This is a genomic window from Bacillus sp. FSL K6-1106, from assembly GCF_038005245.1.
GTDB lineage: Bacteria > Bacillota > Bacilli > Bacillales > Bacillaceae > Bacillus > Bacillus altitudinis.
Genome location: NZ_JBBOSV010000001.1, coordinates 673,340 through 695,134 on the forward strand (window position 1 = coordinate 673,340; position 21,795 = coordinate 695,134).

General features: G+C 40.9%; 23 protein-coding genes and 1 other RNA gene. 7 read left to right on the forward strand and 17 right to left on the reverse strand.

The features are described from left to right. Positions 1–74: 74 nt before the first annotated feature. Genes MHI20_RS03345 through MHI20_RS03360 form a run of 4 tightly spaced genes read right to left on the reverse strand, consistent with a single transcriptional unit; the run spans position 75 to position 2,862 of the window. Positions 75–647 carry a TetR/AcrR family transcriptional regulator gene (locus tag MHI20_RS03345; protein WP_340936722.1) on the reverse strand — a complete coding sequence of 191 codons (573 nt, stop codon included), beginning with the start codon at positions 645–647 and terminating at the stop codon, positions 75–77. A 3-nt stretch (positions 648–650) separates the two neighbouring features. Beyond that, complete coding sequence (locus tag MHI20_RS03350; RefSeq protein WP_256688444.1) at positions 651–1,370, reverse strand: MBL fold metallo-hydrolase; 720 nt, start codon at positions 1,368–1,370, stop codon at positions 651–653. A gap of 38 nt (positions 1,371–1,408) precedes the next feature. Beyond that, complete coding sequence (locus MHI20_RS03355; RefSeq protein WP_046526860.1) at positions 1,409–1,885, reverse strand: GyrI-like domain-containing protein; 477 nt, start codon at positions 1,883–1,885, stop codon at positions 1,409–1,411. Positions 1,886–1,938: 53 nt separating this feature from the next. Next, positions 1,939–2,862, reverse strand: a complete 924-nt coding sequence (locus MHI20_RS03360; protein ID WP_058336749.1) for a helix-turn-helix transcriptional regulator — start codon at positions 2,860–2,862, stop codon at positions 1,939–1,941. 118 nt (positions 2,863–2,980) lie between these two features. Here MHI20_RS03360 and MHI20_RS03365 point away from each other — a divergent pair, with 118 nt between their 5' ends. Further along, a complete protein-coding gene (locus MHI20_RS03365; RefSeq protein WP_035391760.1) occupies positions 2,981–3,505 on the forward strand; it encodes a hypothetical protein in 525 nt (174 codons plus the stop codon). Between the two features lie 35 nt (positions 3,506–3,540). On the opposite strand, the gene czrA is transcribed toward MHI20_RS03365, so the two are convergent. Next, positions 3,541–3,870, reverse strand: a complete 330-nt coding sequence (czrA, locus tag MHI20_RS03370; RefSeq protein WP_007500691.1) for a Zn(II)-responsive metalloregulatory transcriptional repressor CzrA — start codon at positions 3,868–3,870, stop codon at positions 3,541–3,543. Between the two features lie 187 nt (positions 3,871–4,057). Between czrA and MHI20_RS03375 the strand changes: the two genes are divergently transcribed. After that, entirely contained in the window at positions 4,058–5,383 is a 1,326-nt protein-coding gene (locus tag MHI20_RS03375; RefSeq protein WP_017359483.1) for an APC family permease, read from the forward strand. Between the two features lie 97 nt (positions 5,384–5,480). Beyond that, a complete protein-coding gene (locus tag MHI20_RS03380) occupies positions 5,481–6,143 on the forward strand; it encodes a lysozyme family protein (RefSeq protein ID WP_017359484.1) in 663 nt (220 codons plus the stop codon). Between the two features lie 34 nt (positions 6,144–6,177). On the opposite strand, the gene prpB is transcribed toward MHI20_RS03380, so the two are convergent. The 4 genes from prpB to MHI20_RS03400 form a co-directional block, all read right to left on the reverse strand. Further along, positions 6,178–7,095, reverse strand: coding sequence for a methylisocitrate lyase (prpB, locus tag MHI20_RS03385; protein ID WP_340936733.1), 918 nt, complete (start codon positions 7,093–7,095; stop codon positions 6,178–6,180). Positions 7,096–7,107: 12 nt separating this feature from the next. Further along, the gene (locus MHI20_RS03390) at positions 7,108–8,544 is read right to left on the reverse strand and encodes a bifunctional 2-methylcitrate dehydratase/aconitate hydratase (protein WP_135009158.1); all 1,437 of its coding nucleotides are present in this window, start codon (positions 8,542–8,544) and stop codon (positions 7,108–7,110) included. A gap of 2 nt (positions 8,545–8,546) precedes the next feature. Then, the gene (mmgD, locus tag MHI20_RS03395) at positions 8,547–9,689 is read right to left on the reverse strand and encodes a citrate synthase (RefSeq protein ID WP_019743303.1); all 1,143 of its coding nucleotides are present in this window, start codon (positions 9,687–9,689) and stop codon (positions 8,547–8,549) included. 167 nt (positions 9,690–9,856) lie between these two features. Next, positions 9,857–10,396 carry a DUF420 domain-containing protein gene (locus tag MHI20_RS03400; RefSeq protein ID WP_008346516.1) on the reverse strand — a complete coding sequence of 180 codons (540 nt, stop codon included), beginning with the start codon at positions 10,394–10,396 and terminating at the stop codon, positions 9,857–9,859. A 204-nt stretch (positions 10,397–10,600) separates the two neighbouring features. On the opposite strand from MHI20_RS03400, the gene MHI20_RS03405 reads away from it, so the two are divergent. Next, complete coding sequence (locus MHI20_RS03405; RefSeq protein WP_008346514.1) at positions 10,601–11,107, forward strand: GNAT family N-acetyltransferase; 507 nt, start codon at positions 10,601–10,603, stop codon at positions 11,105–11,107. A gap of 152 nt (positions 11,108–11,259) precedes the next feature. Here the strand turns inward: MHI20_RS03405 and MHI20_RS03410 are convergent, their stop codons facing one another. The 8 genes from MHI20_RS03410 to MHI20_RS03445 form a co-directional block, all read right to left on the reverse strand. Further along, positions 11,260–12,051 carry a LysM peptidoglycan-binding and 3D domain-containing protein gene (locus tag MHI20_RS03410; protein ID WP_007500712.1) on the reverse strand — a complete coding sequence of 264 codons (792 nt, stop codon included), beginning with the start codon at positions 12,049–12,051 and terminating at the stop codon, positions 11,260–11,262. Between the two features lie 256 nt (positions 12,052–12,307). Continuing rightward, positions 12,308–14,089 (reverse strand): DNA helicase RecQ, encoded by a 1,782-nt coding sequence (gene recQ, locus MHI20_RS03415; RefSeq protein WP_340936737.1) that lies wholly within the window; start codon positions 14,087–14,089, stop codon positions 12,308–12,310. A gap of 135 nt (positions 14,090–14,224) precedes the next feature. Further along, positions 14,225–14,410: non-coding RNA, 6S RNA (ssrS, locus tag MHI20_RS03420), on the reverse strand. Between the two features lie 133 nt (positions 14,411–14,543). Then, positions 14,544–15,044 carry a TraR/DksA C4-type zinc finger protein gene (locus MHI20_RS03425; protein ID WP_178930264.1) on the reverse strand — a complete coding sequence of 167 codons (501 nt, stop codon included), beginning with the start codon at positions 15,042–15,044 and terminating at the stop codon, positions 14,544–14,546. 89 nt (positions 15,045–15,133) lie between these two features. Continuing rightward, entirely contained in the window at positions 15,134–15,781 is a 648-nt protein-coding gene (locus tag MHI20_RS03430; RefSeq protein WP_061419351.1) for an SDR family oxidoreductase, read from the reverse strand. A 177-nt stretch (positions 15,782–15,958) separates the two neighbouring features. Continuing rightward, a complete protein-coding gene (locus tag MHI20_RS03435) occupies positions 15,959–16,300 on the reverse strand; it encodes a PH domain-containing protein (protein WP_008346505.1) in 342 nt (113 codons plus the stop codon). Between the two features lie 277 nt (positions 16,301–16,577). After that, positions 16,578–16,715, reverse strand: coding sequence for a YozQ family protein (locus MHI20_RS03440; protein ID WP_017359491.1), 138 nt, complete (start codon positions 16,713–16,715; stop codon positions 16,578–16,580). Between the two features lie 49 nt (positions 16,716–16,764). Continuing rightward, positions 16,765–16,977, reverse strand: a complete 213-nt coding sequence (locus MHI20_RS03445; RefSeq protein WP_017367443.1) for a DUF6501 family protein — start codon at positions 16,975–16,977, stop codon at positions 16,765–16,767. Between the two features lie 209 nt (positions 16,978–17,186). Between MHI20_RS03445 and MHI20_RS03450 the strand changes: the two genes are divergently transcribed. From MHI20_RS03450 to MHI20_RS03460, 3 genes are all read left to right on the forward strand, one after another. Beyond that, a complete protein-coding gene (locus MHI20_RS03450) occupies positions 17,187–18,671 on the forward strand; it encodes an aldehyde dehydrogenase family protein (protein ID WP_144665619.1) in 1,485 nt (494 codons plus the stop codon). A gap of 297 nt (positions 18,672–18,968) precedes the next feature. Beyond that, complete coding sequence (locus tag MHI20_RS03455; RefSeq protein WP_340936747.1) at positions 18,969–20,846, forward strand: terpene cyclase/mutase family protein; 1,878 nt, start codon at positions 18,969–18,971, stop codon at positions 20,844–20,846. Further along, entirely contained in the window at positions 20,839–21,660 is an 822-nt protein-coding gene (locus tag MHI20_RS03460) for a superoxide dismutase (protein ID WP_340936749.1), read from the forward strand. The genes MHI20_RS03455 and MHI20_RS03460 overlap by 8 nt, the downstream gene beginning before the upstream one ends. Positions 21,661–21,795: the final 135 nt, after the last annotated feature.

Sequence of the window (21,795 nt, forward strand, 5' to 3'; positions counted from 1 at the left end):
TTTTTTGCCCAAAAAATGTTTTGATTTGTTTACATCTCCTTCATCATATCGGTTCGATACATAAAAAAGACCTGTCAATGAGACAGATCTTCTTGCTCTTTGATGCCTGCAATATAAAGACGGACCGCATAGCTCACACTATCTTCAAGCTGTTCTTTCCGTTGAAATCCTTTTTTGTTTGAAATATCTCCAAAACCGTGTAGTAAGCTTCTGAGCCCTCTCACGACATGCGTCATGTCCTCTTCTCTTACACCAAAACGAGACATGATGGATTGGACAAAATCAGCAAGATTCTCTGCAGCCACACTGACTTCTTTTTCATTCATATGTGAAAAAGCAGCCTCATAAAGACCGGGATGCTGACGAACAAATTGAACATATTGTCTTGCAAATGCTAAAACAGCGTCTTCTTTTTCCAGCCCCGCTGTTACTTGTTTGCCGGCCTCACAAAGCATTGTCAGCCCCTTGACAGCAAGAGCTGCCTGTATTTCATGAAGACCGGATATATGGTTGTAAAGAGATGGTGGTCTGATGTTAAGCCGTTTGGACAATGTAGCAATAGTCAAAGCGGAAAAGCCCTCTTCATCGACAAATTCGATGGCAGATTCAACAATTTTTTCTTGTGTGATACCCATTCTTGGAGACATGGCTTACTGTCCCCCCTTTTGTAGCTGCTGCTTCCTTTTTTCGATAGCGGCTCTGAGCTTTGCCTCAGGCTCTATGATGAGATCACCATGCCCTGCTGCGAGACAAGACAAGGGAAGTGCCAGTAATTTTTCAGCGCTTTTTAGTGCTGTTTCTGCATCCCAAGTGGCAAAAGCCGGGAATGGGAAGGTGAAGCGAAACTCACCCGTTACAAATAAACCGCCTTTTGTCACAACTGCATCACCCGCAATGACAACCCCTGACTTTTCATCGTATAAAGAGATGCTTCCTGGTGTATGTCCTGGTGTGGCAATGACTTTCAGGGACCCAATCTCGTCCCCTTCTTCAACAAGCACGTCTGGTTTTGTGTGAATGTCTTTTGAAAAACTGCCTTTGACTTTTTTCTCTGGCTCACCAGGAAGTAAAGAGAAATCGCCAGCAAACAGGCGAGCATCTCGTTTCGATAAATAAACAACTGCCTCTGGAAAAGCCTTTTTCACTTCATCTAGTGCGCCAATATGATCCATATGACTATGAGTCAGAATAATTTTTTTAATGGGTTTGTTTAATTGATGTGCCAATTCAATTATCGAGCTTGCTGCCATTTTCAAAGCTGCATCAATTAAGATGAGTTCATTCTCTTCCTCAAATACATAACAATTTACCGGAAAAATACGCGGCATTAATGTAAGCTGGTGCAAACGGTCAAATGTTGTCAATCTCATCTTGTTTTCCCCCTAAAACTAATGTCGTTAGTTTTATATTAACTAATATCATTAGTTTTAGCAACTATTTTTTCATCGACAGCAATATAAATATCAATTTGCGCTTCTTTTGGATCAATCGATCGTTCGTCGTACCATTCAAAATCGCCAGTATATGTTCGCAAATAACGCTGATCCCAACTCCAAATCTGCTGCCATGTTTCAAACACAACTTCTTCAATCGGGCCCTTTCTCGTTTGAAATCTTGCGTAGGTGGAGCCTGGAATCTCTTTTGCATCTTGTGCTAGCTGCTGGTCAACCAATTGCCCCGCTGTGAACAAATAAGCGCCATTTTCATCCTTTTCATAATCTGAATACAGCCCTATGACTGGCGCATGTCCTCCGCGAAGCTGCTGCGTGAAAAATTGCTGCCAAAGCGGTGCAATCTTCCGCTCGTTTGTTTGCTCCATTTCGTTTGTTGTTCGAACAGATAATCCCTTGATCCATTGTTTCTGTAAAATCACGATATCGTACATACATTCTCATCTCCTTTTTTCCATCATATAAAAAGAAACCTGACAACATTGTGTCAAGTTCCTTTTGGTTTTTGAAATTGTTTCAACTTGAGATCAAACGCTTCCCGAACGGATGGCGGAGAGACAATCTCGATATCTGGCCCTAAATAAAAAAGAAAGCTATATAACCAATCATCCTGAGGCAACGTGATTGTGGCAAGATACGTACCATCTGCACATACGGTGAATTCATTTTCATCTATCCATTCCTTCACTTTACCAACAGAATCTTCAGTCAACCTGAGCGTTAGTGTACTGACGGAAGGTTCTTCGTGCCAAGAATCATTCCAAGGCTTTTCTTCATTTTTTATTCGTTTAGAAAGAAAGGATACTGAATGCGTGATAAGGTCTGACATTCTTTTGAGTTTAAACAGGCGAAACGCTTTTTTCACGCAGCAATACGCATACAAATACCAGTGTCTTCCTTTTAAGACAAGTGTATAAGGCTCTACTTTTCTAGGAAGTGTTTCGCCTTTTGCATTGCGGTAGGTGAACTGGATATATTGATGCGCTGAGGCAGCGGTATGAATGAGCTGGAGCTTCTTTTCTAAGTAGCTGTCTTTCCCCCAAGAGCTTAAATCAATAAATACATGTTGCTGTTTTTCATTTTGAGACGGAATCAGGGATTTCATTTTCTTTAGTACATGTTCACTTTCTTTAAAGGTGTATGCACTCGTAATGCTTTCAAGAGCTGTTAAAATCAGTTCAATATCATCATCGGTGAATAATTTTTTCTCTAGACGATAGTCGTCAACGAGTGAAATTCCACCCCCTGCGCCTTGTTTTGTGACAACTGGAATCCCCGCTTGATTAATCGTATCAATGTCACGGTATATGGTTCTTACGCTCACTTCATGTAGTTCAGCGAGGTCTTTCGCCTGTACTTGCCGTTTGCTAATCAGTATCATCACAATGGACAAAATGCGATCAATTTTCATGACTTTTCCTCTTTTTCATAAATATAGGTTTTGATTTGATAAAAAAAGAAAGAATGGTAATGATAAGTAACAGCCAGCATTCGTTTACATCCCTGCCTGTGCAGGAGGAGGTTGCATCATGACACATCACGTATGGCAGTTGTTCATGATCGGGATCGTCATGCTCGTCTGGATCATCATTCGAATGAATCGAATGAGACGCTATCAGCTTGTGCGCCCGGTAAATCTTTTCATGAGAATGTATGTATTTAGTCTCACTGCCCTTATTCTCTTATCAGAAGGATGGCAAAATCACAGTATTTTTATCTATGCCGTCATTGGCATGATTTTCGGGAGCAGTCTCGCCGTTCACGCCTATCAGACGATTCAGATGAAATTAGAAAATGGCCGGCTGTATATGAAAACAAGTAAATGGATTGAAAGCTTTATTTTATGTTTGTTTTTATCTAGGCTTGCATTTAAATCGGTCAATCTGACAACACATGCGATCACCAAAATGGATATTGTTGAATTGTATCAGCATATTGTCAGCGATGATGCGCTGACAATACTCAGCTTTTTCCTTCTAGCGGCTTACTATATTGTGTTTTCTTATCAAATGATGAAAGCAAATAAACGATCAACCCAAGTACATCATGCATAAAAAACCTTCCTATATAAAAGTAGGAAGGTTTTTTCTCAATCATGCTGTGCATGGTGTATCATTTGTTCAAGCACTTCCATCACATGCTGATCTTCAGGACTGTAAAAAATCGAGGTCCCTGCTCGTCTAGATTTCACGAGACGAAGATTTTTTAAAAAGCGCAGCTGATGAGATACGGTTGATTGCATAAGGTTTAGTGTTTCTGCTATATCATTTACTGAATGTTCACCTTGAGACAGCAAATGCAGAATACGAATACGCGTCGGATCAGATAAGGCTTTAAATGTTTGGGAGACAAGAAATAGACTTTCTTCGTCCAGCTCCATCCGTTCCTGTTCTTGATTTGTATTCAGTTCTTCCTTCATTTCGCTTCACCTTTCTTGTCAGTCAACTCACGACTTATTCTATGTATCATCATATACCAAAACGTGTAGCATGCAAAGCTTCCACACCTTTTGAAAAAAGATTTATTCAAATAGCATTGACACGTAGTAGCATTCTTTTTAAAATGAGCATTATTTATTCATTTTTTTAGAGGAGCTGATAGGCAAATTGACTGAAGAGCCAAGACTAAAACGCAGCCTGACTGTTTTTCCACTTGTTGTGATCGGGCTTGCTTATATGGACCCACTTGTCGTATTTGATTCATACGGCATTGTTGCTCAGCTGACGAAAGGACACGTTGCTGCAGCTTATATCTTTACTTTACTGGCATTACTATTGACAGCGCTTAGCTATGGGAATATGGTGAAGGCTTTTCCAAAAGCAGGATCTGCATATACATACGCGCAAAAAAGTATTCATCCTCACGTTGGCTTCCTTGTAGGCTGGACACTATTGCTGGACTATTTATTTTTGCCTATGGTGAATTTTGCAATCGGAAGTGCATATTTAACCGCAGCCTTTCCTGATGTACCTCATTACATTTGGATCATCATACTTGCTATCGCCATAACGACTGTCAATGTGATCGGTATACGTCTTACAGCCAACATTACAGCGCTTTTTGTGACCTTTCAGGTGATTGTCGCTGTGACATTTGTTGGGTTTATTATTTATGGGCTCACGCAGCATGCAGGCACGGGAGAGATACTATCAACCCGTCCGTTTTATTCAGCGAGCTTAGATCCCGCCCTTATTTTTTCCGGCGCGACGATTTTATGTTTTTCTTTTCTAGGATTTGATGCGATTTCGACCATGTCTGAGGAAACAATTAAACCAAAAAGAACAATTCCTCTCGCCATATTTTTAACGGTCGCTATTGGAGGTGTGCTGTTTACCCTCACCTCTTATTTTTTACAGCAGGTGTTTCCAAATTTTCAACAGTTCAAGCATCCAGATGCGGCATCACTTGAAATTGCAGAATTTGTGGGCGGCGCGTTTCTCCACTCATTCTTTTTAGCCGGCACCATGGTCGCTGTCATCTCTTCCTCCCTATCATCACATGCGAGTGCCGCAAGACTCTTGTATGCGATGGGAAGAGATCAATCATTACCAAAGCGTTTCTTCGGTTATATTCACCCAACATTGAAAACGCCTGTATTTAATATTTTATTAATTGGTGTTTTTTCGTTAACCGCAGTTGTTGGTGAGCTTGAGGTCATTTACTCGTTTATCAGCTTCGGGGCATTAATTGGATTTACGTTTGTTAACTTGTCTGTTTTCGCTTACTATTTCATCAAACAAAAACAAAGAGGTGTATTAAACACACTGAGGTATGCCATCATCCCTCTTTGCGGAACGGCTTTTTGTATTTGGCTCTTAACAAGCATCAGTACAAATGCATTAATCATCGGCATGGTGTGGCTCATGATCGGTTTTGTTTATTTCTGCTATAGACTGAAAACAAGAACAGAATTTACGTTTGGCTATGATTGAATATAAGGTTTTCACTTGGTATCCTGTGCAGGATATGGCATAATATAAAGGCTGTACTTCCCTTTTAAAAGCGGGGCAAAACAGGGGTGAACTGACCTTGAAAAAGAAAAAAACAGGATGTTTTGCCATTTCAGGCTGTTTCACGATTTTTCTGTTTGTTTGCGTATTAGCGGCCATTGTCATTTCCTTTAATCAAAAGGAGTTAAAAAAGTTGCCGATTGATACGGAATCAATTGTTTTGTCGAGACTGGATGATTACAAACCGCTTGTAGAAACAGAGTTAAGAGATCAAGATTTAGATCAATATACCGCGTTAATTCTCGGTATGATGTATCAAGAATCAAAAGGCAGAGGCGGAGATCCAATGCAGTCCTCTGAATCTCTTGGTTTGAAACGAAATGAAATCAATGACCCTCAGAAAAGCATTAAACAAGGAGTCCATCATTTTTCAACCATGTACAAGCATGGGAAGAAAAAAGGCGTTGATTTGGAAACCATTATTCAAAGCTATAACATGGGAATCGGCTATATTGATTTTGTTGCAAAAAACGGGGGAAAACATTCCGAAAAATTGGCAAAGCAATACTCCAAAAAGCAAGTGAAGCGAAACCCTGAAGTCTATACATGCGGGGGCGACAAAGATAACTTCCGCTATCCGTATTGCTACGGTGATTTCACTTATGCTGAAAAAGTAAAAGAAAAAACGAAAACAGTTGAAGAAAAGATGAAATTGGCTTCATCATCCACACCATCATCGTAAAAAAAGCACTTCCATGAAGGAAGTGCTTTTCATTTTATGAATGCTCTTTCCCGATTTCCGGCAGGATCGTCTTGGCTAAATGCTGATCCATTTCTTCATATTCATCATAATGAATTGTTTCATATAGCTCTTTTCTCGTTTGCATGTCCTCCAGCATTCCCTGTTGCGTCCCCTTTTCTTTAATCTCTGTAAATAAACGCTCATACGCTTTTGCAGCAACTCTCAGGGATGACACTGGATAGATCACCATTTGAAAGCCAAACATAGAAAATTCGTCTGCATGATAATAAGGTGTTTTTCCAAACTCCGTCATGTTTGCAAGAAGCGGCCCTTTTATATTGTTTGAAGCATACATGAAATCTTCTGCTGTAATCAGCGCCTCAGGAAAAATGGCATCTGCTCCTGCTTCTAGATAGAGATTCGCCCGGTGAATGACATCCTCCATCCCGTTTACTGACTTCGCATCTGTTCTTGCGATGACGAGAAGTGTAGGTGCCGCTTGTTTGATCGCTTTGATTTTCGCCATCATGTCTTCTACAGAAACGAGTGATTTTCCGTTTAAATGTCCGCATTTCTTCGGCATTTGCTGATCTTCAATTTGAACAGCCGCTACCTTGCTCTCCACCATTTCTTTTGCTGCCCTGGCTGCATTTAATACACCGCCATAGCCAGTATCCATATCAACTAAAAGAGGCAGCTGAGTAGCACGAATGATTTCCTTTGCCTTTTCCGCCATTTCAGTGGAATGAATCATACCGAGGTCAGGAAGCCCTTTGCTTGCGCAAAAAGCGGCACCCGATAAATAAAGCCCTTGAAATCCCATTTTCCTCGCATAGAGCGCAGACATTCCATCGTGAACGCCTGGAATTTGAAATAAAGCGGATTTGTGCATTTGCTCTTTAAAAGCTGCGGCTAAGTCAGCTTGATTTACTTCATCATTCACGATCCACACACTAGCTCCCCCTTATATGACAAATAAATCCATAAATGCTGGTACTGTCGTTGTTTTTAATTGATTTGGATTTTGGCAAAGTGAAACAATTTGATCGACTTGTTTTTGTGGAAATCTCGTTTTCAAATGATATGCCCATTTCTTTTCAAGCAGCGGGATCCCTTCCTGCCTTCTTCTGCGATGACCAAGCGGATATTCAATTTCAATTCGATCTGTCATCGTTCCGTCTTTAAAGAAGATTTGAACACAGTTTGCAATTGATCTCTTTTTCGGATCTAAATAGTCTTCTGTATACCGTTTATCTTCTTTGACGATCATTTGATCACGCAAACGGTCAATGAGCGGATTCTGCGCCGTCTCTTCTTCATAATGATCAGCAGTCAGCTCACCATAGATTAACCCAATGGCCGTAATATACTGCAAGCAATGGTCACGGTCTGCCGGGTTGTAAAGCGGTCCTTTTTTATCAATAATTCGAATGGCTGATTCATGTGTCGTAATCTCAATCCTGTCAATCTCATCTAAACGGTCTTTTACCGCGTCATGTAGAATGACAGCGGCCTCAGCGGCAGTTTGCGCATGAAATTCTGCTGGATAGGCAATTTTAAAGAGTACATTTTCGATCACATATGACCCGAGCGGCTGGGCAAGTGTGAGTGGTTTTCCTTTCATTAACACATCTTCAAATCCCCACTTTTCTGCACTGAGGGGCGTCTGATAGCCCATTTCTCCTTTCAATGTCATCATCGCTAGTCTCACTGCACGGCTTGTGGCATCCCCTGCTGCCCACGATTTCCTTGATCCTGTGTTCGGGGCATGCCGGTACGTTCTAAGCGGTGAATTATCCACAAATGCTTGTGATAACACATGCTGCACATCTTCTTTCGTTCCGCCAAGCATTGCACAAACAACTGCACTTGATGCCACCTTGACAAAAAGAACATGATCCAAGCCATTTCGATTCAAACAATTTTCTAAAGCAAGCACACCTTGTATTTCATGTGCCTTTACAATCGCATGCAGTACGTCATTCATCGAAAGCGGTTCTTCTCCGTTTGCAAGCCTCGTTCTGCTGATATAATCACTTACAGCCAATATCCCGCCCAGGTTATCTGAGGGATGTCCCCACTCCTGTGCAAGCCACGTATCATTATAATCTAACCAGCGGATCATACATCCTATATTAAAAGCCGCTTGAACAGGATCTAATACAAATGAAGTGCCGGGCACTCTTGCTCCGTTAGGGACAACAGTTCCAGGTACGATGGGTCCAAGATGCTTCGTGCATTCTGGAAAGTTGAGCGCCAGCATTCCGCAGCCGAGTGTATCCATAAGTACATACCGAGCTGTTTCAATGGCCTCTTTGCTCGTAATTTCTCCATCCACGGCATAGGCTGCGATATCTTCTAATAGTTGATCTGTTTGATTGGCTACTGCTGTTTTATTCATATTCATTCCCCCGTTTTTCCATCATCATTTGAGACTTTTAATCCTCTTGGTCCTAAATATCTTACTCTCGGTCTAAAAATCCGATTGTGTGAATGCTGCTCGATGACATGCGCTGCTAATCCGCTTGCTCTCGCAGCAAAGAAAATCGGTGTATAAAGTGAAATAGGAATGCCGAGCACGTAATAAATAGGTGCTGCGTAATAATCAAGGTTTGGATAGAGGTTTTTCTTTTCTTTCATGTATGCCTCGCCTGCGACGCACATGTCATAAAGCGTCGTGTCTCCTTTTGATTCGGTAAGCGTTTTCAACGATCGTTTTAAAAGAGCCGCTCTTGGGTCCATTTTTCTCATATATACCCGGTGTCCAAAGCCCATCATTTTTTCTTTTGCGGCTAATTTACGTTCGATGAGCGCAAGGAAACCTTCTGTTGTTTTGCCTTCGAGCAGCATGTGCATGACTGCTTCGTTTGCGCCTCCGTGTAAGTCACCTTTTAATGAAGAAATCGCTCCAGTAAAAGCACCATACATGTCAGAATGAGTAGATGCAATGACTCTTGCTGCAAATGTTGAATTCGGCAGCTCATGCTCACTATAAAGCGTGAGCGTTTGGTCAAATGCTTTAATTTCGTCTTGTGCCGGAGTGCGGCCTGTTAACATCGCTAGAAAGTTTTCAGTGTAGGATTTGGTCTGGTCTGGAGTAGGTGTGGTGTCTTGTGTGAGAATATGATAGCTTCCCGCAACAATCGCTGGTAGCTGGCCAAGTAATCGAACGGCACGCGCTTGTTGGCATGCTTCTGATCGATCATTCAGTTGTTCATCGTACCCTGCAAGAGCAGATAAACACGTTCTCATGGCATCCATTGGGTGAGTGGTTTTTGGCAGTTTTGTCAAAATGGTTTGAATGGTTGGATGTAAGCTTGTTTGTGAGGAAATATCTTGCTGAAATTGGTGATATTCCATTGCATCTGGTAATCTTCCATAAATGAGCAGATAGGCTGTTTCTAAGTACGTCTTGCTTTGTGCCAGCTCGATGAGGTCATAACCGCGAATCACAATTTCTTCTTGCTGGACATCTAGGAACGAAATTGACGTTTCGCTTGCCACAATGTCTTCAAGCCCCGGTTTGTACTGCAATTGTTCAGTCATCATATAACCCCCGTTTCGTTCAATTGTGTTCTCCAAACGAGCAAACGGCCAGACATGATGTGATTCTATAGGTGGGAAGATACCGTGCAAGTCGGATACCCAATTCCCATTTTATCCAAAGCACTTCATCTTGTAAATAAAAGAACGTATGCCCAGATGGACATACGTTAGCTGTAGTATGGAGAAATCATAATATATACGATGACACCTGTTAGACTGACATAGAGCCAAAGGGGCATGGTCCATCTGGCAATTTTACGATGACGTTCGACTTGCATTTGTGCGCCTCTAAAGAGAGTGATCAGTGCAAGCGGTACAATGACGGCAGATAAGACGATATGTGTGATGAGAATAAAGAAGTAAATCGGACGAATGATTCCTTCTCCCCCGAAGTGTGTATCAGCTGCCATTGAATGATACGTCACATACGAAATTAAAAAGACAAGTGTTGTTGAAAAAGCCGCAAAGATAAATCGTCTATGGGCTTTAATGTTCTTTTGTTTAATCATAATGAGCGCTGAAAGTAAAAAGATAAACGTAAAACTGTTCATCACGGCATTCAGTAACGGCAGAAATGTAATATCCAGATGACTAAATTTATCTGTTTTTGGCATGAAAAATAATAAAGCAATTAAGCCGTTTATGGCAATTGTTAAAAAGACAACAATGCCGGTGAAATTTTTCGGTTTTTGATTCTGTTCGTTCATGTTTGAAAACCTCTCTTTATTAGTTCCGACTAAGAGTATGTTATTTAACTTTGTCTCTAAAGTCAATGAATTCGCTGTCTTCGTCGAATTTTAGACAAACTTGCCGATTGCCTGCCTTCTAGCGGCTTGAAAGATCCACTCACTTCCTTTAGAATGGGAATTTGTGTGGTTTTTATCAACTCTTCTATGAAAGGAGCAATAGACTTGTCAATCTTACAGGAAACAACAAAAGATGTGAAGACATTAGAGCAAGAATTACAGCAGTTGCAGTTCCAAATGTATCGAATGCAAGAAAATATAAAAGATATTTCAAAAAAAGCAAAGATTATTGGCATTGATCAAGCGAAGGAAGATGAATGGATGATCGTCTCTGCAATTGAGAATGCAGATACGTGCAAAATCATGTTAAGCGATTGTGAAAAAGCTTTTCGCGGACAATCTGATTTTTCCTTGATCGCGGAATATCCTGAAGAAGGAAAAATTCACATTGCCGATATTAAAGGCCCGCCTGATAATGGCTATGGATCCATCTGTATGAAGCATTTAAAAGAAATCGCAAGAGAGCAAAACATTCCAGTCATTACTGGGGATCTCGTCAAAAGAGATTGGAACCATGTGGACCGCCTGATTCATTTTTATGAAAAACACCATTTTGATGTTCAAATTAATTGGAAAGAGCAAAGCGGAGAAATTTATTGGGTGGACAGCTAACGACACAAAAACCAGCGTTGAGATGGACTTATACGCTGGTTTTTGTCGAAAATGCGAATTTTTCAGAAAAATATGTGTATTTCCGGCCAAAAAAAGGTATAATAAAAGCATCAGGCCGCCACCTGATGCTTTCTTCCAAAAACAATAGACTACTAGTTAAGTACTTTCACTTTGACTGATTTTACGCCCCAATTTTTAGCTTGGGATTTGCTTGGTACGTGTACATCAATTTTGTTACCTTTAATTGCGCCGCCAGTATCTGCTGCGATGGCTTCACCGTAGCCTTCAACATAAACCTTACTTCCTAATGGAATGACATTAGGATCTACTGCGATTACTTTTGCATTTGGGTTTTTGTTTAAGTTTACCCCTGTTGCAGTGATACCTGAGATGCCACCATCATTTGCTGTATAAGCCGTAGCCGTTACAGTCATTTCTTTTTGAACACTTTGACTAGCAGAAGATGATTCTGCTTTAGCTGTTTCCTTTTTAGGAGCAGCTTTTTTCGTTGTTTGCTCTTTTTGGACAGGTGCCTGTTTTTGAACAGGTTCTGAGCTTACCGGAGCTGAGCTTTGACCAGCAACACTTAATGTTGAACCAATCATAATTATATCTGAGTTTAAGTTATTCCAAGACTTAATATCGCTAATTGACACATTGAATTTTTGAGCGATTTTCCAGAGGCTGTCCCCCTTCTGGACTTTGTACTGCTCCTGAGTTTTCTCTTTTGAAGAGATTGTCAATTTATCTCCTACATAGATCATGTCTGTAGATAAATTGTTCCAACCCTTTAGGTCCTTTAGAGACACATCATTTTTTTGAGAGATTCCCCAAAGTGTATCACCTTTCTGTACAGTGATTTCCTTTGCAGAAGCTTGCTGTGCTCCTAATGCTGTTGTTGAGATTGCTGCAACAGCAACCAAGGACATAATAGTCTTCTTCATAAAGTAAATCCTCCCTTGTTAGCTTTTTATGGCGGCTAACGAGTGCTATCGTAACATATGTAAATGTCATTTCAATAACAAAACGATATGTTTTAGATTACAGTTCCTTTACATGAAACATCTCTCTCCATTGGTAAATCAGCCCACTAAATGGCTCAATTCCGCATCATATCAAGGTTTTGTAGGGATGGAAATCATCATGATGAAAACGCGTCCAAGTGAAACGAAAAAAATTTATTTTCCTTCTTCAAACTCTTTATTTTTTCTCTTTTTCTATAAATAAACGAATTTCTTCTAAAAAAACATCTCCATATTTCTCTCTTTTTTGTGTACCGACACCTTTAATATTTAAAAGTTCTTCTTCTGTTTTAGGCTCTACTGCTGACATTTCCTTCAATGTTTGATCAGAAAAGACAACAAATGGCGGAACGCCCTGCTCTCTTGCCAACTTCATTCTGACCATTCTTAACTGCTCAAATAAAGCATCATTTTCTTGAATAGCCTCTGCCTTTATCGCCTGCTTTTTATAGACGGTCTCCTGCCCCACTAGCACTTTCTTTCCTTTTTGTGTCACTTTTAGTGTTGGAAAAGCTCCTTCAGACATGTGTAAATACTCTTCTGTAATTAAAAACTCAATGAAATCACTGATATGTTGGGCTGAATGCTGTTTCATTAAAGCATAAGTAGGAAGCCGGTCGAAACCAAAATCAAGCACTTTTTTGTTTTTAGAGCCGGCTAATACTTGAGCAATCATCATTTTTCCGAATCGTTCGTTCATTCTAACGGTACACGACAAAACCATTTGTGCTTCTCTCGTGACGTCTTCACGCTCTCTCTCGTCTAGACAGTTGCTGCATTTTTGACAAGGGGCACTTGATGATTGGTCAAAGTAATCCATCACAAATTGCTGAAGGCACTGTTCCGTATGACAGTAGTCTACCATTTGTCTCAACTTGAGCAATTCATGCTGATACCGCAATTCATCTTCTGTTGATTGTTCAATGAGAAAGCGCTGCACGCGTACGCCTTGCGGTGAAAACAGTAAAATGCATTCACTTTCAAGCCCGTCTCTCCCGGCACGTCCTGCTTCTTGGTAGTAACTTTCAATATCTCTTGGAATTTGATGATGAATGACAAAACGTACATTAGACTTATTAATCCCCATACCAAATGCAGATGTAGCTACCATTACTTGAATATCATCATTTAAAAAAAGATTTTGCTGTTCTTCTCTCACTTCATCATCTAATCCTCCGTGATAAACACCCGCTTTGATCTTTTGCTTTTTTAGACGATGATAAATTTGATCTGCTTCTTTTCGTGTGGCTGTATAAATAATGCCTGACTCAAGACTGTTTTTCTTCATATATTGTGTGATGAATTGGTCGCTGTTTTGCCCTTTCACCACTTGAAAAGACAAATTTTCTCTAGCAAAACCAGTAAAGATTGTTTCTTCTTCGTCCATGCCAAGTTGCTCACATATATCCTGTTGGACCTTCTTTGTAGCAGTGGCTGTTAATGCTACAATAACAGGCCTTTTTGAAAGCTTGTTTACACATTCTTGTATAAAGCGATAGCTCGGTCTAAAATCATGTCCCCACTCAGATATACAGTGCGCTTCATCAATAGCCATTAAAGGAATCGTCAATCGATCAAGCAGCTGAAAAAAACGTTCATTTTGTAAGCGTTCAGGGGTGATATAAAGCAAATCATACTCCCCCTGTTCACATTTTTTCAGCCTTGTATTCATTTCACCTGCTGAAAGTGTACTATTTAAAAAGGACGATCGTATTCCCATCTCATTTAACGCATCAACCTGATCTTTCATTAAAGAAATAAGCGGAGATACAACGATTGTCGTTCCTTCCATCATAAGGGCAGGAATCTGGTAGCAAACTGATTTCCCTCCGCCTGTCGGCATAATGCAGACCGTATCCTTCCGTTTATTCACAATCGATTCAATGGCTTGTTTTTGTCCTTGTCTAAAAGCATCAAAGCCATAATATTGTTTAAGAAGTGCTTCTGCTTGTTGTAACATCCAATTCCCTCTCCGTCGTTTGTTTTGTCTATTTTAACATACATTTGTACATCCACATTCGGTCTGTTCAAAATCGTATTTTGGACAAAATAAAAAGCCATTTTCCAAAAATGGAAAATGGCTTGAATCATCCTAGGAAAAGCTGCGGATGCCGTAATCTAAGTAAGAAAGTTTTAAACCACCACTCCTCAAAGTGGGTGTTTGCAGAAACGTTCCTGTCTTCCTCTCGAAGGAGGCGTGACATTCCGGCTTCAATATAAAACTCCCTATTACAGCTTAAAGGTTAAAACTTAATTAACATTACGCGCATCGCAGCCTTTAAACTATACTACACGAAAGTTTATTAAATTTCAAGATATGTTTTTTCTAAAAAAATACTCATGTATACAAGATTTTTGTCCATGTAGACGTGGGAAAACATTATGGTGAGAAAACATAAATTCCTCTCATCATGTTATTTTTCCTCATCTACATCAACATCTTGTTCTTCTTCTAGCCTTTCATACGTATCTGAATGTAATTGATCCATTGTTTCTCTATTTGTTAAATCACGCATTTGCTCAGAGAACGAACGGTCAAATTCATTTGGATCTTGATTGGTTTCTTCATTTATTTTTGCATCAATTGAATAACGAGTATAGGGTACTGCTTTCAAACGTTCATATGGAATGTCTTTTCCTGTTTTTTCACAAATTCCATATGTTCCGTCTTCCATCCGCTTAAGCGCCGCATCAATTTCACCTTCGATCTGATCATCGACTTGATCCAGCGTCTGTTCGGTCATGCGATCTAAATAGATGCTTCCGTGATCTGCGATATGGTTTCCAACACCATTTGAAATCTCATTCGATTCGACCAGCATGGATTCTTCTTTCTTTTTTGATCCTTTCACATCTTCTTTTAATTGAATAAGTCTTTCATATAAATCAGCTTTTTGCTCTTTCGTTAAGCTCACGGTCAATCACTCCTTTCTCTTTACCTTCCCGCTCCATGTGAAATGAAAACATCAAAAAAGCCGCCGCCTTTGGCAGCAGCTTTCTTCATTTAAAGATTGCGAAGTGCTTCTTCTACTGGTGTATCACCTTTGATTAAGTCAAAGGCTTTATTTTTCACATTGGATTCCGTTAAGCTTTCCACTAAGACAGTGGCTACATCTTCTCTTGAAATCTCAATGTCACGATCGTCTGGAATATGAGCAGCCGCTTCTATTTTCCCTGTCTTCTCCTCATGCAGCAGTGCTCCTGGCCGCACAATGGTGTAAGAAAGACCAGACTGTTTTAAATGTTCATCGGCTTTTCTTTTCGCTTCATAATAAAGCTCCATACTGCCTTGTCCTTTTCCTTGATGAGGATCGTCGGCATTATAAGAACTCAGCATCACAAAATGCTGAATATTTTCTTTTTTGGCTGTATCAACTAGGCGTTTTGCTCCCTCTTGATCAACAGCGATGGTTTTATCTGCACCTGTTTTTGAGCCTGAACCAGCTGCAAAGATGACAGCTTCTGCTTGCTTCACAGCATCTGTCACATCCTTTTCAAGATCACCGATGACAGGCGCTGCACCAAGTTCTTTTAGCGCATCTGCTTGTTTTTCATCTCGAATGAGAGCAAGCGGCTCATGTCCTTTTTCTTTTAAATATCGAATGACAAGTCTCCCTGTATGTCCGTTTGCTCCAGCAACTAATACTTTCATTGTTCATTCTCCTTTCTGTATCTGTTTCATCTTTATCCTTTTTTGATGTGATTCAAACACACGAATAGAAAAAAGCCTTCCCCACTGTGATGGGAAAAGCTCAAGGGATATGCGATAGATAAAAATAAGAACAAAGAATGAGAAAAGTGCATGTGATCTATGTAATCGCATCGTTGATCAGCAAAGATGTTTGGTTAAAATGGCCTGCACGTCACTCAAATCGGTATCTTTAGAAAAATCGAGTTCAAATACTTTTGAGCTTGTAACAAGCAGCATACCAGTGTCCTGATCAAACACGCCAGCTTCTTGAATGGCAAAACTTTCAATAGATCGATACGGCAAGGAGACCCTGACTTTCTTTTTAGAAAATACGCGGTTATCGCCAAAGATCAGTCGTTTATTGGTGAAACAAATTTGGTCGTGACGCAGTCTGTAAACAGCCTCAATTCTTTCTCCTTCAATTAATAAGGATTCGAATTTTTTATGATCATTTTGTTTACTGACAGAAAAAATACCCACGTAAACCCCCTCTTCCTGCATCAAATTCCTTTATGACAAAACGGCCACACGGCTCTGTGGGTACGTTTTATTCTCACTTATAGAATACGCTATAAATCGTCGTTATTCCATTACGAATAGATTAAATTTCATTTAACTTTTTCTTTTTGATCCGATGCTCTTTCCTCTACTTATTTAGACTGTTAAAGCAGGAAAAAAGTTTCAGTTTTTTTCAAGAAATCATTCGTTATGAGACCATAAAAAAACAGTGATTATGTAAAATCACTGTTTTAAATGACTATTCATCTTTCGGGGTATCAATCGTTCCTTCGGCATACACATCAGAAATTTGCTCAAGTGTAATCGCCATATCAGCATCTTCATTGTCATGCCAAGCATTTTGATGTTTCTGCTCTTCTTGCTGCTGCTTTTTCATCATCATCACCCTTTACTGTTTTTCTTAGTATGAGTGATGACCATCAAAATCATTCAGCAGAATTGTCTTCGAAATACTCTTTGTAATACCCGCCTACTTTACCCGTATTATCAACGACAAAGAGAAATTCCTCTGTTTCATTTTTCACATCATATGTGTGCCCAACCGTTAATGCCCGGTCAACCATATATTTTTTCGCATTTGTATGTACACATTTTACTTGTTTTACCGTTTCAGCCGTTTGCCAGTTTTGATGGATCATGATTTAAAAACTCCTTTTTTCATCTATACATTTATTGTAGCCAATTTTTCGTGAAATGCAATGAGTGTTATCGATTGCTTTCAAAGATGTCGTGTAATATGATAAATGTATACGTTTACATGTGTGTGCGTATACAAATGGCTTCATGTCCACTTTTTCCACCTAGAACTCGCAGAACAACCCATATCTTTAAGGAGGTTTGTTTATTTATGAGCTCTACAACACTTCAAATCAGTTCAAAACTCGAATCTTTTCTCCAAGGGACGAAAAAACTCTACATTAACGGTCAGTTTGTCACAAGTCATGATAACAAAACATTCTCTACGCCTAACCCTGCCACAGGAGAAACCCTTATTGATGTATATGAAGCAGGTGCAGCCGACATTGATGAGGCAGTAAAAGCTGCTAAAAAGGCGTTCCATGGACCTTGGCGTTCTATGTCTGCAGCCGAACGTGCCCGCTTGATGTTTAAGCTGGCAGATTTAATGGAAGAACACCAAGAAGAACTGGCTCAGCTGGAAACACTTGATAATGGAAAACCAATTAATGAAACAACCAATGCGGATATCCCTCTTGCCATTGAGCACATGCGCTATTATGCAGGGTGGACCACAAAAATGACTGGACAAACCCTTCCTGTCAGCCAGGGATATTTTAATTATACCCGCCATGAGCCTGTGGGCGTTGTGGGACAAATCATTCCTTGGAACTTCCCGCTGCTCATGGCCATGTGGAAAATGGGTGCTGCACTAGCAACAGGCTGCACCATCGTTTTAAAGCCAGCTGAACAAACGCCACTATCTGCTTTATATTTAGCTGAATTAGTGGATAAAGTCGGATTCCCAGAAGGCGTGATTAACATCGTTCCTGGATTCGGTGAAACAGCCGGTGAAGCATTAACCGATCACCCTGATGTCAATAAGCTGGCTTTCACTGGATCAACAAGTGTTGGGAAATTGATCATGGAGAAAGCAGCCAAATCCATCAAGCGTGTTACTTTAGAGCTTGGCGGAAAATCGCCGAATATTATTTTACCAGATGCTGATTTAAAGAAAGCCATTCCAGGTGCATTAAACGGCGTGATGTTTAACCAAGGTCAAGTGTGCTGTGCAGGATCAAGGGTCTTTGTGCACCGGAGCCAATATGATGAAGTCGTCGATCAAATGGCTAAATATGCGACATCATTAAAACAAGGAGCTGGTCTTCATCATGATACCCAGATTGGGCCTCTAGTGAGTAAAGAGCAGCATGAACGTGTGTTAGGTTACATCGAAAAAGGGAAGTCAGAAGGTGCAACAGCCGTAGTCGGTGGTGACTGCCCTTATGAAGCAGGCTATTTCGTCTCCCCTACTGTCTTTAGAGATGTAGAAGATGAAATGACAATCGCAAAAGAAGAGATCTTCGGTCCAGTTCTATCTGCGATTCCTTACGATTCCATTGATGAAGTGGTCAAACGGGCCAATCAATCTGACTATGGGTTAGCGGCAGGACTTTGGACAGAAAACTTAAAGCATGCTCACGATATCGCTGCACGCCTAGAAGCAGGAACCATTTGGGTCAACTGCTATAATGTCTTTGATGCCGCCTCCCCGTTTGGCGGATATAAACAGTCAGGCCTTGGCAGAGAAATGGGATCATATGCCCTTAACAACTATACAGAAGTCAAAAGCGTGTGGATTAATCTGCAAGACTAATCACGCTAAAGCCGGTGACGATGTCATCGGCTTAATTTGTTGACAAAGGGATAAAATGAACTTTATTTTAGCCCTTTGTCTTCTTTTCAGCGTGATAGAAAACCTTTGCAGCCCTAGGAAGGACGAGTACTGGCGCGGAGCGAATTTGACATTCGTGAGCACCAGCACACAGGACTGCGGGCGCATGCGAGGGTTTGTCTACACGCAGAGCCGGTGACGATGTCATCGGCTTTTTTTGTGCTGGCATGTGACAGGCCGACTCCTGAATATAGTGATAAAGGAAAGGAGCATGGCCGAATGCAAGATTTTAAAACGAGAGTCAACGAATATATCGATGAACTGCACATGCAGGTAGAACGCAGACAAAGAGAAGATGGCGCATTTATTTTCTGCTTTGAAGGACCTATGATAACAAATGCTTTTTTCATTATGCTGTTAAAAGCCGTTGGTGACCCTGATCAGCAATTGATCCATCAATTGGCCGAAGCAATACATGCCAAACAAAATGAAGATGGTTCCTTTTCTTTGTATCATGACCAGTCGGGACATCTCACAGCTACAGTACAAGGTTATTGCGGCATGCTCGCATCTGGCAGATTTCAAAAAGACGAGCCCCATATGGAAAAAGCAGCACAATATATTCGCTCAAAAGGTGGCCTAAAGAACGTTCATTTTATGACAAAATGGATGCTTGCCATAAATGGCATGCACCCTTGGCCCTACTTCTATGCACCTCTTTCCCTTTTACTCATCCCTACGTCTTTTCCGCTGCACTTCTACCACCTTAGTGCCTATGCAAGGATTCATTTTGTACCCATGATGATCGCACTGAACAAACGGTACACCTCTCATGCTGCGTTTCCATCATTAGCCCATCTTGATGAAAACATGTCTAAAAATCCATTTGACTGGTTTATGGCAAGAGAAGAACGTTCGACTGATGACTTCCTCATGTATATGCGGTCATATACAGCCCTCGACAGCCGGCTCGACTTTTTCGGATATGAAGCGGCAAAGCGATACATGTTTGACCGTCTTGAAAAAGATGGGACGCTGTACAGTTACTTAAGTGCAACCATCTTTATGGTCTATGCCCTCATGAGCCTTGGGTACTCCCCTGGACATCATCTCATCCAAAAAGCAGTCAGAGGTATGAAAAAGCTCGTCACCTCCTGTCAAGGCAAGATATATGCTGAGAATTCCACCTCGACTGTGTGGGATACAGCGCTTGTCAGTTACGCTTCTCAAAGAGCAGGAAGAAAACGAGAAGATCCCATGATCATGAATTCCTTCAACTATTTGCTGGACCGACAGCAAATGAAGAAAGCGGATTGGGCAGTTCATAACCGTCATGCTGCTCCCGGGGGCTTTGGTTTCTCACATATCAATACGAATAATCCTGATTGTGATGACACGCAAATTGTGTTAAAAGCGATTCCAAAAGAATACGCTCCACTTCAGTGGAAACGAGGATATGACTGGCTTCTCTCCATGCAAAACCGTGATGGCGGCTTTTCTGCTTTTGAAAAAAATCAAGATCACTTTCTACTTCGTCACCTTCCGCTTGAATCTGCGGAGGATGCGGCGATTGATCCGTCAACTCCTGATATTACTGGTCGTGTGCTCCATTTGATTGGTTTAGAAGAAAAAGATACTGCTTCACCCTCGATTCTCAGGCAAAAAGATCGATGTGTAAAATGGCTCATTGACCACCAAGAGAAAAACGGATCATGGTTTGGCAGATGGGGTGTTTGTTATATTTATGGAACTTGGGCGGCGTTAACAGGACTGAAAGCGGCCGGCGTTCCCTCCTCACACCCTGCTGTGCAAAAAGCGTGCCGTTTTCTAAAGCAGATTCAGCTTGAAGATGGCAGTTTCGGAGAATCGTGTAAAAGTGCAGAACTGAAAACCTATGTCCCGCTTCCCTTTGGCACAGTGGTTCAAACCGCATGGGCGACCGAGGCGCTCCTCCAATATGAGAAAGCAAATAACGCAGCCATTTTGAAAGCTGTCTCCTTTTTAGTGAACCATCACCATACTGAAGAAGCCATGTACTATCCAGTCGGCATTGGACTGCCAAAACAATTTTACATCACCTATCATAGCTACCCATTTGTGTTTCCGATGATGGCTTGTTCTACATTTTTAGACGAAATGAGGCGTATACATGAATAAAGAAGAATATCGCTCACAGCTCAAAGAGTGGCTTAGCACGATTCAACATGTGTGGCAAGATGATAAAATTCATCGAAAAGTGGAAAATTTACGACTCAAAATGGAGGATGATCATTCGAGTGAACAAGAATGGTACGAACTAGCCGAAAGGATTGCAGAAGACATGCAGCCACACGAAGAAGTGCGCGATATAGCAGCTGGAAATCATCAGTTACCACCACTGCCTTATCGGTATGACGCGCTCGAACCTTATATTTCAAAAGAAATTATGTACTTGCACCATCAAAAGCATCATCAAACTTATGTTAATGGTCTAAATCAAGCTGAACTTGCGCTAAAAAAAGCAAGAAGAACCAACGACTTTACGATGATCAAGCATTGGGAACGTGAACTTGCCTTTCATGGGGCAGGACATTATTTACATTGTATCTTTTGGTTTTCAATGAGTCCTTCAGGAAAAAGAAAACCTACTGGTCAAATGCTTCGTCTCATTGATCAATCATTTGGCAGCTATGAGGCGTTCAAGTCACATTTTTCAGCTGCTGCCAAACAAGTAGAAGGTGTCGGATGGGCGATCCTTGTATGGTCCCCGCGATCTCAGCGTTTAGACATTTTACAAGCAGAGCGCCATCAGTTCCTCTCGCAATGGGACATCATCCCCCTTCTTGCTCTTGATGTGTGGGAGCATGCCTATTACCTCCAATATCGAAATGAAAAGGCGCAATATGTAGACCAGTGGTGGAATGTCGTTGACTGGCGTGAGCCAGAAGCAAGACTAAAACAGGCTCAACAAGTGAAATGGACACCTTTTTGATCGCATACTCCACATAGTTCATATACTATGTGGTTTTTTTATTAGTTTACATAATAATATTATGAGCACCAGATGTAAAATCATAGGTTGTTTTTTCAGAAAATTCATTTAAAATAGAAAAGATATGAAAAGAAA